This window comes from Streptomyces sp. NBC_00104 (genome assembly GCF_045160825.1).
GTDB lineage: Bacteria > Actinomycetota > Actinomycetes > Streptomycetales > Streptomycetaceae > Streptomyces.
Window position 1 is genome coordinate 6,624,344 of sequence record NZ_CP108215.1, and the last position, 15,176, is coordinate 6,639,519.

The following is a 15,176-nucleotide window of genomic DNA, read 5'->3' on the forward strand; positions in this document are numbered from 1 at the left end:
ATGACGACGACCGACTCCGGCAACCGCGAGAACACCGCCGCGCAGCGCGGGAGCGCAGCCGACGACAACGACCTCGGTGCCGCCGGCTCGCAGCTCTCCACAGCCCCCCAGGAGGACGCCCCCAACCTGCCCTCGCTGGGCGTGATCGGCTGGGCCCGGTGGTTCTGGCGGCAGCTGACGTCCATGCGGGTCGCGCTGCTGCTGCTGTTCATGCTGTCGCTCGCGGCGATCCCCGGCTCGCTGATCCCGCAGTCGGGGCAGGACGAGAGCCAGGTCGCCGACTTCATGAAGCGGCACGACATCCTCGGGCCGGTCTACGAGAAGCTCGGGCTGTTCCACGTCTACAGCTCGGTGTGGTTCTCGGCGATCTACATCCTGCTCTTCGTCTCGCTCATCGGCTGCATCGTGCCCCGCACCTGGCAGTTCGTGGGCCAGCTGCGCGGCCGCCCGCCGGGCGCGCCCAAGCGGCTGACCCGGCTGCCCGCGTACGCGACCTGGCGCACGCAGGCCCCGCCGGAGCAGGTGCGCGAGGCCGCGCTGAAGGCGCTGAAGAAGCGCCGGTTCCGCGCGCACCTGGCCGGCGACGCGGTCGCCGCCGAGAAGGGCTATCTGCGGGAGGCGGGCAACCTCGCCTTCCACATCGCCCTGATCGTGATGCTCGTCGCCTTCGCCTGGGGCCAGCTCTACCGCTCCGAGGGCAACAAGCTGATCGTCGAGGGCGACGGTTTCGCCAACACCCTCACGCAGTACGACGACTTCAAGTCCGGCAACCTCTTCACCGCCGAGGACCTCAACCCGTTCAGCTTCGACCTCAAGAGCTTCCGGGGCACGTACGAGAACAGCGGGCCGAACAAGGGCACGCCGCGCGTCTACGAGGCCGCCATCGACTACGCGGTCGGCGCCGCCGGCAAGGAGCGGTCGACCAAGATCGAGGTCAACAAGCCGCTGGAGATCGGCGACTCGAAGGTCTACCTCGTCAGCCACGGGTACGCCCCCGTCCTCACCATCAGGGACGGCAGGGGCAAGGTCGTCCTCGACGACGCCGTGCCGCTGCTGCCGCTGGACTCCAATGTCACCTCCACCGGTGCGATCAAGGTCATGGACGGTTACCGCGACGCCCAGGGCAAGTGGGACCAGCTCGGCATCCAGGCCTTCTTCCTCCCGACGTACGGCGGCAAGAACACCGCCGTGGTCTCGCAGTTCCCCGCGCTGCTGAGCCCCGTGCTCAACCTGGAGCCGTACCACGGTGATCTCCGGGTCAACGGGGGCATCCCGCAGAGCGTCTACCAGCTCGACAAGTCGAAGCTGAAGGGGTTCAAGGACTCCGAGGGCGCGCAGGTGCGGGAGAACCTGAGGATCGGCGAGTCCATGACGCTGCCGAACGGCGCGGGCACGATCACCTTCGACGGGGTCAAGGAGTGGGCCGGCTTCCAGGTCACCCAGCAGCCGGGCAGCGGATGGGCGCTCGGTGGAGCGATCACCGCGATCCTCGGTCTCGCCGGGTCGCTGTTCATCCAGCGCCGCCGGGTGTGGGTGCGGGCGGTGGCCGGGCCCGACGGGGTGACCGTCGTGGAGATGGCCGGGCTGGGGCGCAGTGAGTCGGCGAAGGTGCCGGAGGAGCTGGGTGACTTGGCCGCCGTCGTCCACGCCGAGGCGCCTACTGCTGCTGAGCCCGAGCCCGAGCCCGAGCCCGAGCCCGAGCCCGAGCCCGAGCCCGACGCCGACTTGAAGACCCCTACCCCCAACCCCCCAGCCGTGCCTTCCGAAGGGGCCGAGCAGTGATTCTCGCCGCCGCCACCAACGAAAACCTCGCGAATGTCAGCAATACGCTGATCTACTCCGCGATGGCCGTGTACACCCTGGCCTTCTTCGCGTACATCGCCGAATGGCTGTTCGGGAGCCGGAGCAAGGTGGGTCGTACGGCCGCCGCGCTGACGGCCGAGACGAAGGGCGCCAAGAAGGCGGACGCGCCCGCCGTGACCGTGAAGTCGGCCGGCGGGACCAGTGTGCTGGAGCGGCCGAAGGTGGTCGTGCGGGCCGCCGCCGGTGCGCGGGACGTGCCGGACGGGCCCGGGGCCCACGGCGGGGACGAGCAGGGCGACCTCTACGGCCGTATCGCCGTGTCCCTCACCGTGGTCGCCTTCCTCGTCGAATTCGGCGGGGTGCTCACGCGGGCTCTCTCGGTGCAGCGGGCGCCGTGGGGCAACATGTACGAGTTCAACATCACCTTCTCCACCGTGGCCGTCGGGGTGTACCTCGGGCTGCTCGCGCTGAAGAAGAACGTCCGCTGGCTCGGGCTTCCGCTCATCACGACGGTCCTCCTCGATCTCGGTCTCGCCGTCACTGTCTTGTACACCGCCAGCGACCAGTTGGTTCCCGCCCTCCACTCGTACTGGCTGTACATCCACGTCTCCACCGCGATCTTCTGCGGCGCCGTCTTCTACGTGGGCGCGGTCGGCACGATCCTGTACCTGTTCAAGGACTCCTACGAGAGCAAGCTCGCGAGCGGCGGCCGGCCCGGCCGGTTCGCGACCTCGGTCATGGAGCGGCTGCCCGCCTCGGCCTCGCTCGACAAGTTCTCGTACCGCGTCAACGCGGCCGTCTTCCCGCTGTGGACGTTCACGATCATCGCGGGCGCGATCTGGGCGGGCGACGCGTGGGGCCGCTACTGGGGCTGGGACCCCAAGGAGACCTGGTCGTTCATCACCTGGGTGTTCTACGCCTGCTACCTGCACGCCCGCGCCACGGCCGGCTGGAAGGGCCGCAAGGCCGCGTACATCGCGATCGCCGCCTTCGCCTGCTGGCTGTTCAACTACTACGGCGTCAACATCTTCGTCAGCGGCAAGCACTCCTACGCGGACGTCGGCTGACCACGGCGTAGCCCCGGGCGGCCCGCCGCCTCCCGTACAAACTCCGTATACCGAAGGCCGGTTCCCTTGTGACGTGGGTCACGGGAACCGGCCTTCGGCGTACGGACAGGGGGAGGACGTGGAGACGAATGACGGGGGCAGGGACATGGGGGACCGGCGTGAGGTGCGCGCGCGGATCAGGGACGGGGACGCGGGGGCCTTCGGGGAGGTCTTCGACGCGTACGCGCGGTCCGTCTACAACCACGCCTTCCGGCTGACGGGGGACTGGTCGACGGCCGAGGACGTGGTCTCGCTGACCTTTCTGGAGGCGTGGCGGCTGCGGGGGCGGCTGGACGCGGAGGGGGGTTCGCCGCGGCCCTGGCTGCTCGGCATCGCCACCAACGTGGCCCGCAACACCCGCCGCGCCCACCGGCGGCACTCCGCCGCCGTCGCGCGGCTGCCGAGACCCGAGGCCGTGCGGGACTTCGCCGACGAGGTCGCCGGGAACCTCGACGACCAGGCGTATCTGCGGGCCGTCCGCACGGCGGTGGACCGGCTGCGGCGGCCCGAGCGCGAGGTGCTCGCCCTGTGCGCCTGGGGCGGTCTCGACTACGCGGCCGCCGCCGAGGCCCTCGGCATCCCCGTCGGCACCGTACGCTCCCGGCTCTCCCGGGCCCGCGCGAAGCTCGCCGCGCAGCTCGGCGACCGGGAACCCGACGGCGGGCGCGGACAGACAAGAGGCGGCCACAGCCCCGTGGCCGGGCCCATCCAGGAGGGGAACCAGTGAACGACAAGCCGTCCCCCGAAGGCGTTCCGTCCTCCCCGGGCATCCCGCCCGCCGAGGACCGGGACCTCCCGCCGGGCCGTCACCGCGCCTTGAGGGAGCACCTGATGCGTGAGATCGAGAGCGGCGCCGAGAGCACGAAGAGCACCGGGAAGGTCAGGGGCGCCGAGGCCGCCGACGGCCCTGCTCCCGCCGACGGCCCCGCTCCCGCCGTACGGCGGTTCTGGCGGCGTCCCGCCTTCGTCGCGCCGGCCGTGGCGGCCGCGCTGACCGTCGCCGTGGTGGTCGGCGCCACCATGACCCAGAACGCCGCCGTGCCGCCGGAGCCGGGCGTGGACAGCGCGACCGGCCGGCGCGGTGGGACCCCGAGCGACGAGAGCGCTACCGCGCTGCTGGAGCGGGTCGCGGCGGCGGCCGACAAGCGGACGCTGCCCGAGGTGAGGGACGACCAGTTCGTCTACACCGAGCAGGAGGACTACCACTGGAAGGTGGACTTCGCCGGGCTGGGCGACGGCTGTGCCATGACCCTGGAAGGGCATCCGTCCGGCGTACGCGAGATCTGGGCGTCGGTCGACGGGCAGCGTGTCGGGCTGTCCCGGCAGTACGAGGACGACGACAAGGTGACGGACCAGCCCATCGCCAAGCAGTTGCCCAGCAGGAACGAGGTCAACTTCTTCCGGGAGGCGGAGGACGAACTGCCCACCGATCCCGAGGAGATGTACCGCTACCTGTACGGGCTGAAGTCCGGGGAGCGGCCCTCCGGCGAGGCGTCCGCCGACCGGGACGCCTTCGAGAAGGCCGCGGTGCTGTTGAGCCGGCAGCTTCTGCCGCCGAAGGTCGAGGCGGCGCTGTACCGGGCCGTCGCGCGGATCCCGGGGCTGACCGTGGAGAGCGGTTCCGAGGACGCGGCGGGCCGTACCGGGGTGTCGGTGGGTATCGAGGGCGCGTTTCCCGGGGACTTCGGCCAGGGCCGCTCCCGTCACGAACTGCTCTTCGACGTGCGGACGCTGGACTTCCTGGCCCTGAACTCGGTCAACCTCGACACCCGGGACGACCGTTGCGAGGTCCTCGACGTCGGCGACCTCGTGTCGTCGGTGGCCGTCCTGGAACGGGGTGTGGTGGACCGGACCGGTCAACGGCCGTGACGCCCCCGCCGCCGTCCGGCCCCGCGTCGGAGGGGGAGACCGCGCGGCGGCGGGCCGCGGCGGCGTGGGCGTCACGGCTCACGCCGTCCGCCTCCTGAAGAGAAGCCCCGAAGCCCCCGCCGAGACCGCCAGGATTCCCGCACACCAGGCCAGCGCCACCCACGGCGTGGTTCCCACCGGCTGCCCGAGCAGCAGCCCCCGGAGGGTCTCGATCACCTGGGTCACCGGCTGATGGGCCGCGAAGCCCTGGAGCCAGCCGGGCATCGTGTCGGTCGGGACGAAGGCGCTGCTGGGGTAGGGGAGGAAGCTGACGAAGAAGGTGAAGCCGCCCGCCGCTTCGGAGGACTTGACGAAGAGGCCGATCGCGGCCGACAGCCAGGACAGGGCGAGGATGTAGGCCAGGAGGACGGCCGCCGCCGCCAGCCAGCCCGAGAGGGTGGCCGAGGGGCGGAAGCCGATGGCGAAGGCCAGGCAGAGGACCAGGGTGGTGGCCAGTGAGTTGCGGGCCGCCGATGCCAGCACGTGGCCGGTGAGGATCGGGGTGCCGCCGATGTCCAGGGAGCGGAAGCGGTCGATGATGCCGCTCTTGAGGTCCTCCGTCACCGCCATCGCCGTGTTGGCCGAGCCGAAGCCCGCGCAGAGGAGGAGGACACCGGGGACGACGTAGGTGACGTACCGCGTGCCGGTGTCGATCGCGCCGCCGAAGAAGTAGACGAAGATCAGCAGCATCATCACCGGCAGGGCCATCGAGGTGATGAGGGCGTCGATGTTGCGGCGGCTCAGGCGCAGCGAGCGGCCGGTCATGATCAGGGCGTCAGACATGGGCGGGCTCCGCGGCGGGGGACCGGGTGAGTGCGAGGAAGACGTCGTCGAGGGTCGCCGTGTGGACGGAGAAGCGCGAGACGGTGGTGCGGGTGGGGTCCAACTCGTCCAGCAGGGCGCGGATGTGGGCGGCCGAGCCGTCGGTGGGGATGCCCAGGGTGCGGGTGTCGGGATCGGTGTGGGTGGCCCGGGACGCCAGGCGCAGGAAGCTCGCCGAGTCGGCGAGGACCAGGTCGAGGCGGTGGCCCGCGACGCGTCGCTTCAGCTCGGCCGAGGTGCCCTCGGCGGCCAGGACGCCCTTGTGGAGTACCGCGATGCGATCCGCCAACTGGTCGGCCTCTTCCAGGTACTGGGTGGTCAGGAAGACCGTGGTGCCTTGGGCGGACAGTTCGCGTACGACGTCCCAGAGGGCGGCGCGGCTGCGTGGGTCCAGGCCCGTGGTCGGCTCGTCGAGGAAGATCACCTCGGGGTCGCCGACCAGGGATGCGGCCAGGTCCAGGCGGCGGCGCATGCCTCCGGAGTACGTCTTCACGAGGCGGTCGGCCGCGCCGGTGAGGTCGAAGCGGTCGAGGAGTTCCGCCGCCCTGGCGCGCGCGGCCGGGCGGCCGCGGCCCGCCAGGCGGGTCATCATGCGCAGGTTCTCGGTGCCCGTCTGCATCTCGTCGACCGCCGCGAACTGACCGGTCAGGCTGATCGCCCGGCGGACCCTGGAGCGCGCGGTGCGGATGTCGTGCCCGGCCACCCGGGCCGTGCCCGCGTCGGCGGTCGAGAGCGTGGCCAGGATGCGTACGGCGGTGGTCTTGCCCGCCCCGTTGGGGCCGAGCAGGGCGTGGACGGCGCCACGCGGGACGGTGAGGTCCACGCCGCGCAGGACCTGGAGGTCACCGTAGGACTTGGTCAGGCCGGTGGCCTCGATGGCCGGGTGCGTATATGCGTCGGACGGGTGCGGGTCGGACGGGTGCTCTGGCATCGCCCCTCATCTCTGTGTCTCTGTGTCTCTGTCGCCAGTCAACTGCGTAACCCTTACGCATTACTGTGTAAGGGTTACGCAGAAATAGGATGTGCGTCAAGCCGGGGTCGAGGACCGGAGGGCGACCGGGGTGACGAGGGAGGCGTACGTGGCGGACACGGAGAGCGGGACGGGGCTGCCCGTGAGCCTCGAAGTGGCCTGGGGCTTGCGCGAACGCCCCGCGAAGGGGCCGCGGCCCGGGCTGAGTCTCGACCGGATCGTGGACACGGCCGTGTGGATCGCGGCCGCCGAGGGGCTCGGCGCGGTGTCCATGGGGCGGATCGCCAAGGAACTCGGCGTCTCGCCCATGTCGCTCTACCGCTATGTCGGCGCCAAGGACGAGCTCTATGTGCTGATGCTGGAGGCGGCCGTGGGCGTGCCGCCCGAGGGGCCGCCGTCCGGGTCGGGGTGGCGCGAGTGCCTCGCGTGGTGGGCGCGGGCGCAGCGGGCGGTCTTCCGCCGGAACCTGTGGGTGCTGCGCATCCCGACCTCGGGACCGCCCATCGGCCCCAACTCCCTGGCCTGGATGGAGGCGGCGCTCGCGGGGCTGGACGGCACCGGCCTGCGCGAGGAGGAGAAGCTCTCCGTGCTGATGCTGGTGGGCGGCTACGTACGGAACGAATCCGTACTGACGTCCGACCTGGAGGCCGGGATGCGGGCGAGCGGGGTCGGGCCCGACGAGTCTCTGCGGCGTTACACGGCGGCGCTCGGGGCGCTCACCGACGCCGAGCGGCACCCCGCCATCGCGCGGCTCCTCGGCTCGGGCGTGTTCGAGCACGGGGACGAGGGCGACACCGACTTCGACTTCGACTTCGGGCTCGACCGGGTGCTCGACGGCATCGAGGTCCTGGTCGAGTCGCGACGCTGAAGCCGGCCTCCCCGCGTCCCTGAGAACACGACCTCTTCCCCTACAACTCAGGTATCACCCAACACTGTTGTGTCATTCCCAGGGTGGAGGGAGGCGCGGCCCGGCGAGGGATCCGCATGCATGGCCGCTTCCTGAATGATCTTTCCTGTCCGAACATGTGACCGGAAGGATCGATTTCGTGCGCAGACGACGTCTCCTGCCCCTGTTAGCCGTGAGTGTCACGGCAACGCTGGCTCCCGCACTCGCCACCTCGACGGCCACCGCCGCTCCGGCGGCCTCCCCGTCGGCCGTCTCCCGCTCGACCGCCTCCTCGTCCGCCGCCGAGGGCGCGCTGGACCGGTATGTGAAGCAGAAGCCGAAGTGGAAGCGGTGCGACGCCGACGCTCCCGCGAAGTTCCAGTGCGCCACCATCAAGGTCCCGCTGGACTACCGGGCCCCCGGCGGCAAGCGGATCGACCTGGCCATATCCCGGCTCAAGAGCACCGCGCCCGACAAGCGCCACGGTGTCCTGTTCTCCAACCCCGGTGGCCCCGGGGGCTCGGGGCTCTACATGCCGCTGGGGATCCAGGAGATGCTCCCCAAAGCCACACAGCGGAAGTACGACCTCATCGGCTTCGACCCGCGCGGTGTGGGACGGAGCAGCCCGGTCTCCTGCGGTCTGAAGCCGAAGGAGGAGGACTGGCTGCGGCCCTACAAGAAGGCGACGTTCGCCAAGGACGTCGCCTGGGCACGCGGCGTCGCGAACAAGTGCGAGAAGAAAGCGGGCGCCACGCTCCGGCACATCACCACGCGCAACACCGCGCGTGACATGGATCTGATCCGGGCGATCCTCGGTGAGAAGAAGATCTCGTACCTGGGTTACTCGTACGGCACCTACCTCGGCGCCGTCTACACCCAGCTCTTCCCGGGCCGGGCCGACCGGTTCGTGCTGGACAGCGCGGTCGAACCGGCGCGGGCCTGGCGAGGGATGATCCAGTGGTGGGCGGAGGGTGCCGAGCCCGCGTTCGACCGGTGGACCGAGTGGGCCGCCGCGCGTTCGGCGACCTACGGCCTCGGTGACACCCCGAAGAAGGTCGACCGGACCTTCTGGGACCTGGTCGCGCGGGCCGAGAAGAAGCCCATCGAGGTGGAGGGGCAGCCGACCACCGGTGATGACATCCGGATCGGTATGCGCGGGGCGGTCTTCAGCCCGGAGTACGCCTCCGAGGCAATGGTGGAGCTGAAGAAGGCCGCGGCCGGCAAGCCCGCCTCCGCGAAGAAGCTCGCGGTGTTCGCCGGCTCCGCGGGGACCGGGACGGCAGGCGCCGCCGGCGGTGGCGCCGAGGTGCCGTCCGACAACTCGATGGCGAGCTTCTGGGCCGTGGTGTGCGGCGACAACTCGGCCGCGTGGTCCCGCGATCCTGAGAGCTACCGACGGGATGCCATCGCGGACAAGCGCCGGTATCCCCTCTTCGGTGACTTCGCGTCCAGCATCAAACCCTGTGCGTTCTGGGACAAGTCCGTGGAACCGGCGACCAGGGTGAACAACAAGGTCGGCTCCCTGGTCGTCCAGAACGAGTGGGACTCGCAGACCCCGCTGCCCAGCGGTCAGGCCCTGCACGCCGACCTGAAGGGCTCGAAGATGGTCACCGTCCTCGGCGGCGAGGGCCACGGCGTCTACCCGAACGGCAACGCCTGCTCGGACGGCGCGGTCAACGGCTACCTGCTCGCCGGAAAGCTCCCGGCGAAGGACGTGACCTGCGAGGCGACGACCGGCTCGAACGCGGAGGCACGGGAGAACCAGAAGCGGGACACGCTCCCCGGTTCTCCGCTCCCGGAGCGTGCCCCGGGCCGTTTCTGAGCCCGGTGGCATGACCCCTTGCCCGGCATGACCCATAGAAGATGGGGCGGACCTCCTGGCGAGGTCCGCCCCATCGCGCGTTGCCGACGCCGACGCCGACGCCGACGCCGACGCCGACGCCGACGCCGACGCCGACGCCGACGCCGACGCCGACGCCGGAGTCGGAGTCGGAGAGGTCGGTGCGGGGGCGGCGCGGGCGAGCCTCCGGTCATCCCCCGCGCAGCGGGCGGCCCGCGACCGCGTCGTCCGGCCAGTCCCTCGACGCCCGCCACAGGAGTACGTCGTCGGCCGGGCGGGTGGCGGAGAGCTGTTCCAGCTCCTGGCGCATGCGTTCGGCGACTTCCGGGTCCGGTAGGGCGAGGGGATCGGTCAGCTGCCATACCGCGTGCAGCAGACGGCGTACGCGCGCGTGAAGGGCCGGGTCCGGGCGGCCGAGTGCCACCGTGCCCCGGTCGTCCGGGCCGTCCGCAGAGGGGGCCGACGCGATGAAGACCAGCGACTTCAGCCAGGTGCGGGGGTCCGCCTCGCGGAACGTGGCGCTGAGGTGGGTGATGGCGAAGTCGGGCTTGCCGAGGGCGAGTTCGTGGTGGGCGCGGTGGAGGGGGCGGGTGCTGCCGTAGTGGGTGGCGAGCGCGCGGTGGGTGTCCCGCCAAGCAGTGCGGCCCGGGCGGTCGCCGTTCCCGTGGCGGAGTCGCAGCAACAGCAGGGTCCGGAGGAACGGGTCGCCCACGAAGTGGTCGGGGGCGGGGGCGTGACCTTCCGCCGCCAGGCGGTCTTCCAGCGCCCGTACGCCCGACGCGCCGAAGCCGACCGGGAGTTGGGACTCGGCGAGGGCGACGGCCGAGTCGTGGTCGTGGGCGATGGCGAGGACGGTCAGCTCGTCGAGGTGGTCCCCGTCCGGGAGGAGACGGTCCAGTATCACCTCGTAGGCGGGGCGTCCGGCGTGGTCGGCGAGCAGCAGGTCGGCCGGCCCGGTGAGCCCTCGGGGGAGGTTCCGGCGCGCCGATTCGGCCATGAGCGACGTGCCGAGGGGGTTGCCGCCGGTCAACCGGTGGGCGGAGGAGGGGAATTGGGGTGGGATCGGCTGTCCGGGGCCGCAGGCCGCCTCCATGACCTGCCGCGTCTCGTCGGGGGACAGCGGCGGCAACGACACCAGCAGGGCGTGCGACGACGGCGTACCGCCCGGCGCCCAGCCGCTGGTCCCTGTCACCTCCGGCAGGGTGTGGCGGGCCGCGTACCGCAGCGCCGGGTGACTCTGCCCCCGCAGCCCGGCGAAGAACGTCACCTGGTCGGCCCTGCCGTCGGCCCGGCCCCGCAGCACTGACTCCAGCAGCCGCCGCCCCGCCGCCTCCTGCACGTTGTCCAGCAGGATCACCGGCCGTCCGGTCCGCTGCGTACGCGGTACGACCCCCGCGTACGCGTCGTCCAGGTCCGTGAGCAGCGCCTGTACGAGCTGGTGCTCGGCGTGGGTCCGGGCGTCGCCGCCCGCCCTGAAGTGCCGGGAGAGGAGGACCAGGCCGCGCTTCGGGTTCCCGGCCGCGTTCGGGTGGTCGCGGTACCAGACGGCGCCCCGGCGCAGCCGCCGGTGCGAGGACGACATCCCCTCGCTGAACGCCTCCAGCGCGGCCTCGATGATCGCCTCGACCACGGGCCCCTGATCCGACATCGACGACACCAACCGGGCCACGGCCTTCCCCACCCACCGTCCCGCCAGCCAGCCGCCCGTGTCGCTCAGCAACAGGACCCGCTCGGCCTCCGCGCAGATCCGTGACAGGCCGCGATCCCCCCAGCCACCGGCCGCGACGGCGAGCAGCCCGCACGCCAGCCGGGGGAACGTGATCCGCCCGGCACCGTCCACAGGCTCCCCGAGCTGCTCCGCGATCACCGCCAGCGCCTCGTACGCGGGCGACCAGGACGCCGGGGGGCGGCCCGGGGGAGGCCGGTCGAACCGCGCCTCCTCGCCGTCGATCAGCGCGACGGGAGCACGACCCCGGTACGCCGCCCGCAGCTCCCGCAGCATCGTGCTCTTGCCGAGGCCTCGCGCTCCGGCCAGCACCACGAAGGGGGGTCCCTCCGGGGGTTGGTGGGCGGTGGGTATGTCGAAGAGGGCGTGGGTCTGCGCTGTTGCCGTTGTCATAGCTGTTGTGGGTATCAACAGCTGGGGAAGGACGGGCAGTTGCTTCGGAGTAGGGGTGAAGCTGCCCGCTCGCTTACGACTCCGACCGAACGGCCCCTATGAAGGAGAGCCAGGCGGAGCGGTTGATGACCAGTACGGGGCCGTCAGGGTTCTTGCTGTCACGGACGGGGACGAGTCCGGGGAAACCGGGGGCTACTTCGATGCAGTCGCCGCCGTTGTCGCCGCTGTGGCTGCTCTTGATCCAGGTCGCCGTGCTCAGCTCGTACCTGTCCATGATGCTCGTACCCCTCCATCACGTCGCTGATCAGGGCGGCGGACTCGCGGGCTGACGGGATGTCGGCCCTGAGCACATCATAGGTTCGGCTATAACGGGCGTAAGCCGTCGGTTCGTTGTTGAAGTGGCTGTGGTCCATCGATTCGGAGTAGAGCCACCGCTCGTCGGGCAGCTCGATCAGGGACATGGACTGCCTGGGGCGGAAGATCCCGAAGAGGTCGGCCGGAGCCACCTGGATACGGATGTTGGGGCGCCGCCCGACACTCAACAGGTGCGCGCACTGGTCGCGCATGATGTCCGGGCTCCCTACCGCAGTGCGGAGACAACTCTCGTCCAGGACCACGACGTACAGCGGGCCATCGTCGGACAGGAAGCGGGGCTGGCGGCTCATCCGGGCCCGGACGCGCTCCTCCACCTCGTCGCCCGAGGTGGCCCGGGAGAAGAGCGCACGAGCGTAGTCCTCCGTCTGCAACAGGCCGGGGACGACACGCTCTTGGTACTGCCGCAAACCGACCGCCACTGCCTCCATCTCCACCCGGCGCTCGAACCAGTCCGGATGCTGAACGGCCGGATACCAATCCACCTTGGCCCAGATCCGGGCCAACACCCCACCCGTGTCCAACACTCCGTCGCACCGCTTCGCGAACTGCTCGCTCGGAACCCTCGTCCCCGCCTCGATCTTCGCCACCTGCGACCGGTCGCACGGGATCTCCCTCGCCAGCGCCTCCTGCGTCAACAGGGCCGCCTCGCGGTAGTGCCGCAGGACCTCGCCGAACAGCACCGAACTCCCGGTCCCGCCGGCCCCCTCCGCGTTCCGCCGCGTCATGACGTCCCCCTCGTGCTGTCCGTGGCAAAGGTCCAGTGCCACGCGTACCGCGTTGATTGCGACCGTTCCCCTCGGCGACGCTGTGTACACCCAGAGTGACGAAACAGGGCTGTGGAGTGCGTGTGGAACCAGAGGGGCAGCTTGTCTACGATCCGCGGACGCGGCGCGTGGGGGAGTACCGGGACAAGGTCGGGCCGTACGCGATGTTGCGCCCGGTGGGGGGCGGCCGGGAGTGGGAGGCGGACCCGGAGACGCTGCGGCCGGCGACTGCGGCGGAGCGGATCGGGGCACAGGTGAAAGCGGTCAACCGTCGGTCGAAGAGGAGGGTGTGAAGGTGCGTCAGAGATACGAGAGTGATCTCGGTCGCCCGCCTGTTCCCGTGCCCGGCTGTGCGACGTGCGCCGGGTTGGCCGTACGGCGCGACGAGGCGCGGGCCCGGTACGACGGGAGCGCGGAGACCGACGCGAACGTGCTGCTGCGTCACCATCAGCGACGGGAGCACGCCGGAGCCGCCCGCCCGCGCCGTGTGTTCCGGTACGTGCCGTACGTCATCGCGCAGGACGCGACGGCGGAGCCGGAGTACGAGGCGCGGTGTGTGTCGGGCGACGAGACGGAGTGCGGCGCGGAGTCGGGCGTGCGGAGTGATCCGGCGGCCGTGGAGGAGTGGCAGCGCAGGCACACACAGGAGACGCGGCATCCGCGCTATCGGCGGAGCTTCGGGGACTACTCGGTGCTGGAGCCGCTGGAGGAGGTCCCGCTGTGAGGCGGTCTTATGTGGAATCGAGCGGGAACCATTGAGGACCTGTCCAGGCGATCAGGTGACTGCCCTGCGGCCGGATCGTTGCAGGCGGTACCCAGCCCTCGTCCGACCGCCACAACCAGCGGAGGGCATCGGGGAGCAGGACCCCACCGTGGTTGGGGCTGTGGCCGCCATCGCCCAGGACGAGGCGGAAGTCGTAGCCGGCTTCTGCGAGAGCAGCCGCGACGCGCAAGTTGTGGGCGAGCCAATTCCACTCGGGCTCGTTCCGGCGCAGGTCACGATGGCCAGCCTGCATGAAAATGCGCAGCGGCTTGCGGGGAACGCTGGGAATGAGCCCGGGGTAAGGGTTGCCTCCTGGCATCTGCGTGAAGCTGGACAAATACCCGATGACTCGGCGGAACTTGTCAGTGCTCGCCGGTGGTGGCAGTTCACAGCCAACATCGGTCGAGCACCACATGCTGGACCGACCATCGCGTCGTCCGTCGAAGGCTCAGCCTCGGACCGAGACGGGTTTGGCTAACGCAGCCGTCCAACAGCGCCTGGTCGCGGTCAGGTCCTTCCACGAGTACCTGGTGCAGGACGGCCTGCGCGAACAGAACCCGGTCCGCCGAGGGCAGGCAGGCCGTAGCGGCCGCAGACCCCGCCAGGGTCTCGTACGGCATATCGAGCAAGCTCCCTGGATCCCCAACGAGGATGTCTGGCAGCGGATCCTGGCCGCATGCACAGCGGAATCGCTGCGCAATCGGCTGAGGGTCACGCTCGCCTACGACGGTGCTCTGCGACGCGAAGAGCTCGTCCATCTCGACGTCGAGGACTTCGAGCCCGCGCACCGTCTGATCCATCTGTGGGCGGAGGCCACCAAGTCCCAGAGGGCCCGGGAGGTGGCCTTCGGCACCACCTCGTCGCAGCTGTTCGCGGCCTTTCTCCGCGAACGTCGCACGCTGTCCGGCCGCATCGACGGGCCGCTGTTCCGGTCGACGTCGAACCGTAACTGGGTTGCCCCGCTGGGCGCTTCCAGCTGGTCGAAGACCGTCGAAGGCATCGCTCGACGTGCCGGGGCGCCCAACAGCCCGGTTTGACCGTCACCACGCACTCACTGCAGTACGCGTTCCAAAGCACCCTGATGATCGGAAACCCACTGATACGCCCTCTGAACTTCTCTCACCACCCCGGCATCACGAAGCCGGACCATGGCGCCGTCACCCGCATCGGCCTCGGCCTCGATGCCCCGCCAGCACCGGTCCTGCCACCACAAGACCGTGGACACAAGACGTTGCCGCTCCGACAACTCGTAGCTGTCAGCAATCAGCCTCATACGCCAGGCCGCCTCCCCAACGTCGACCACGGCAGGGCCGAGGCCGAGGTACTGCCAGCAGACATGAGCGACGTCATGGATCCGGGCGCCCGGCGCCGCCAGATCCCAGTCAATGAACGCCACCGGTCGAAGCGCGCCACTGACCAGCCGATAGACCGTGTTCTTGGGCGACAGGTCGTTGTGACAAACGACCTCGTGCTCTCCAGCCAGTGCAGTGCCGACCGTCAGGTCGTGAAACTCACGCACCAGCCGGGCGACCGCTACCAGGCTCTCGTCCGACGACACAGCAGCAGGCTGTCGCTGCTCCCACGCCACATGCCCATCAAGGTAACTGAGCACTTCGCGACCCGTATCGTCCACACCGAGATACCGCGGAGCCCCGCCCCAGCCACCGGCTTCGAGCAACCTCAGCAGATCACCCACGAACCTCGTGCGAGCAGAGGCGGGACGGCGCACCGTGTCCCCGACACGAACAACCGCATTGACGAAACCTCCCGGCAAGGACGACTCAGGCACCCCTCCACCCTGCCCAGTCGTTACCTCGAAT

The 15,176-nt window shown here is 70.5% G+C and carries 14 protein-coding genes; 8 read left to right on the forward strand and 6 right to left on the reverse strand.

Going from position 1 to position 15,176, the window contains the following annotated elements:
* The 4 genes from OG272_RS29160 to OG272_RS29175 all read left to right on the forward strand — a co-directional run bounded on the left by OG272_RS29160 (window position 1) and on the right by OG272_RS29175 (window position 4,778).
* Window positions 1-1,782, forward strand: coding sequence for a cytochrome c biogenesis protein ResB (locus OG272_RS29160; RefSeq protein WP_405895215.1), 1,782 nt, complete (start codon window positions 1-3; stop codon window positions 1,780-1,782).
* Complete coding sequence (gene ccsB / locus OG272_RS29165; protein WP_327728276.1) at window positions 1,779-2,870, forward strand: c-type cytochrome biogenesis protein CcsB; 1,092 nt, start codon at window positions 1,779-1,781, stop codon at window positions 2,868-2,870. The genes OG272_RS29160 and ccsB overlap by 4 nt, the downstream gene beginning before the upstream one ends.
* A 145-nt stretch (window positions 2,871-3,015) precedes the next feature.
* On the forward strand, window positions 3,016-3,636 hold the full coding sequence (locus OG272_RS29170) for an RNA polymerase sigma factor (RefSeq protein WP_327732144.1): 621 nt from the start codon (window positions 3,016-3,018) through the stop codon (window positions 3,634-3,636).
* Complete coding sequence (locus OG272_RS29175) at window positions 3,633-4,778, forward strand: CU044_5270 family protein (RefSeq protein ID WP_328223822.1); 1,146 nt, start codon at window positions 3,633-3,635, stop codon at window positions 4,776-4,778. Before OG272_RS29170 ends, OG272_RS29175 begins: the two co-directional genes overlap by 4 nt.
* 78 nt (window positions 4,779-4,856) lie before the next feature.
* Here the strand turns inward: OG272_RS29175 and OG272_RS29180 are convergent, their stop codons facing one another.
* The gene (locus OG272_RS29180) at window positions 4,857-5,600 is read right to left on the reverse strand and encodes an ABC transporter permease (RefSeq protein ID WP_326579140.1); all 744 of its coding nucleotides are present in this window, start codon (window positions 5,598-5,600) and stop codon (window positions 4,857-4,859) included.
* Window positions 5,593-6,570 carry an ATP-binding cassette domain-containing protein gene (locus OG272_RS29185; protein WP_327728274.1) on the reverse strand — a complete coding sequence of 326 codons (978 nt, stop codon included), beginning with the start codon at window positions 6,568-6,570 and terminating at the stop codon, window positions 5,593-5,595. Before OG272_RS29185 ends, OG272_RS29180 begins: the two co-directional genes overlap by 8 nt.
* Before the next feature lie 148 nt (window positions 6,571-6,718).
* Between OG272_RS29185 and OG272_RS29190 the strand changes: the two genes are divergently transcribed.
* Together OG272_RS29190 and OG272_RS29195 are read left to right on the forward strand one after the other, a co-directional pair.
* On the forward strand, window positions 6,719-7,477 hold the full coding sequence (locus OG272_RS29190) for a TetR/AcrR family transcriptional regulator (RefSeq protein ID WP_327728273.1): 759 nt from the start codon (window positions 6,719-6,721) through the stop codon (window positions 7,475-7,477).
* Window positions 7,478-7,655: 178 nt separating this feature from the next.
* Entirely contained in the window at window positions 7,656-9,317 is a 1,662-nt protein-coding gene (locus OG272_RS29195) for an alpha/beta hydrolase (RefSeq protein WP_405895216.1), read from the forward strand.
* A 208-nt stretch (window positions 9,318-9,525) separates the two neighbouring features.
* Here OG272_RS29195 and OG272_RS29200 read toward each other — a convergent pair whose 3' ends face one another.
* From OG272_RS29200 to OG272_RS29210, 3 genes are all read right to left on the reverse strand, one after another.
* Window positions 9,526-11,454 (reverse strand): hypothetical protein, encoded by a 1,929-nt coding sequence (locus tag OG272_RS29200; protein WP_327728271.1) that lies wholly within the window; start codon window positions 11,452-11,454, stop codon window positions 9,526-9,528.
* A 73-nt stretch (window positions 11,455-11,527) separates the two neighbouring features.
* The gene (locus tag OG272_RS29205) at window positions 11,528-11,656 is read right to left on the reverse strand and encodes a DUF397 domain-containing protein (protein WP_307835260.1); all 129 of its coding nucleotides are present in this window, start codon (window positions 11,654-11,656) and stop codon (window positions 11,528-11,530) included.
* Window positions 11,613-12,554 carry a helix-turn-helix transcriptional regulator gene (locus tag OG272_RS29210; protein ID WP_326579131.1) on the reverse strand — a complete coding sequence of 314 codons (942 nt, stop codon included), beginning with the start codon at window positions 12,552-12,554 and terminating at the stop codon, window positions 11,613-11,615. Before OG272_RS29210 ends, OG272_RS29205 begins: the two co-directional genes overlap by 44 nt.
* A gap of 334 nt (window positions 12,555-12,888) precedes the next feature.
* Between OG272_RS29210 and OG272_RS29215 the strand changes: the two genes are divergently transcribed.
* A complete protein-coding gene (locus OG272_RS29215; RefSeq protein WP_327728270.1) occupies window positions 12,889-13,317 on the forward strand; it encodes a hypothetical protein in 429 nt (142 codons plus the stop codon).
* A gap of 509 nt (window positions 13,318-13,826) precedes the next feature.
* Complete coding sequence (locus tag OG272_RS29220; protein WP_405895218.1) at window positions 13,827-14,393, forward strand: tyrosine-type recombinase/integrase; 567 nt, start codon at window positions 13,827-13,829, stop codon at window positions 14,391-14,393.
* Between the two features lie 14 nt (window positions 14,394-14,407).
* Here the strand turns inward: OG272_RS29220 and OG272_RS29225 are convergent, their stop codons facing one another.
* Window positions 14,408-15,052: a phosphotransferase gene (locus OG272_RS29225; RefSeq protein WP_405895220.1), complete on the reverse strand. Its 645-nt coding sequence runs from the start codon at window positions 15,050-15,052 to the stop codon at window positions 14,408-14,410.
* Between the last annotated feature and the right edge of the window lie 124 nt (window positions 15,053-15,176).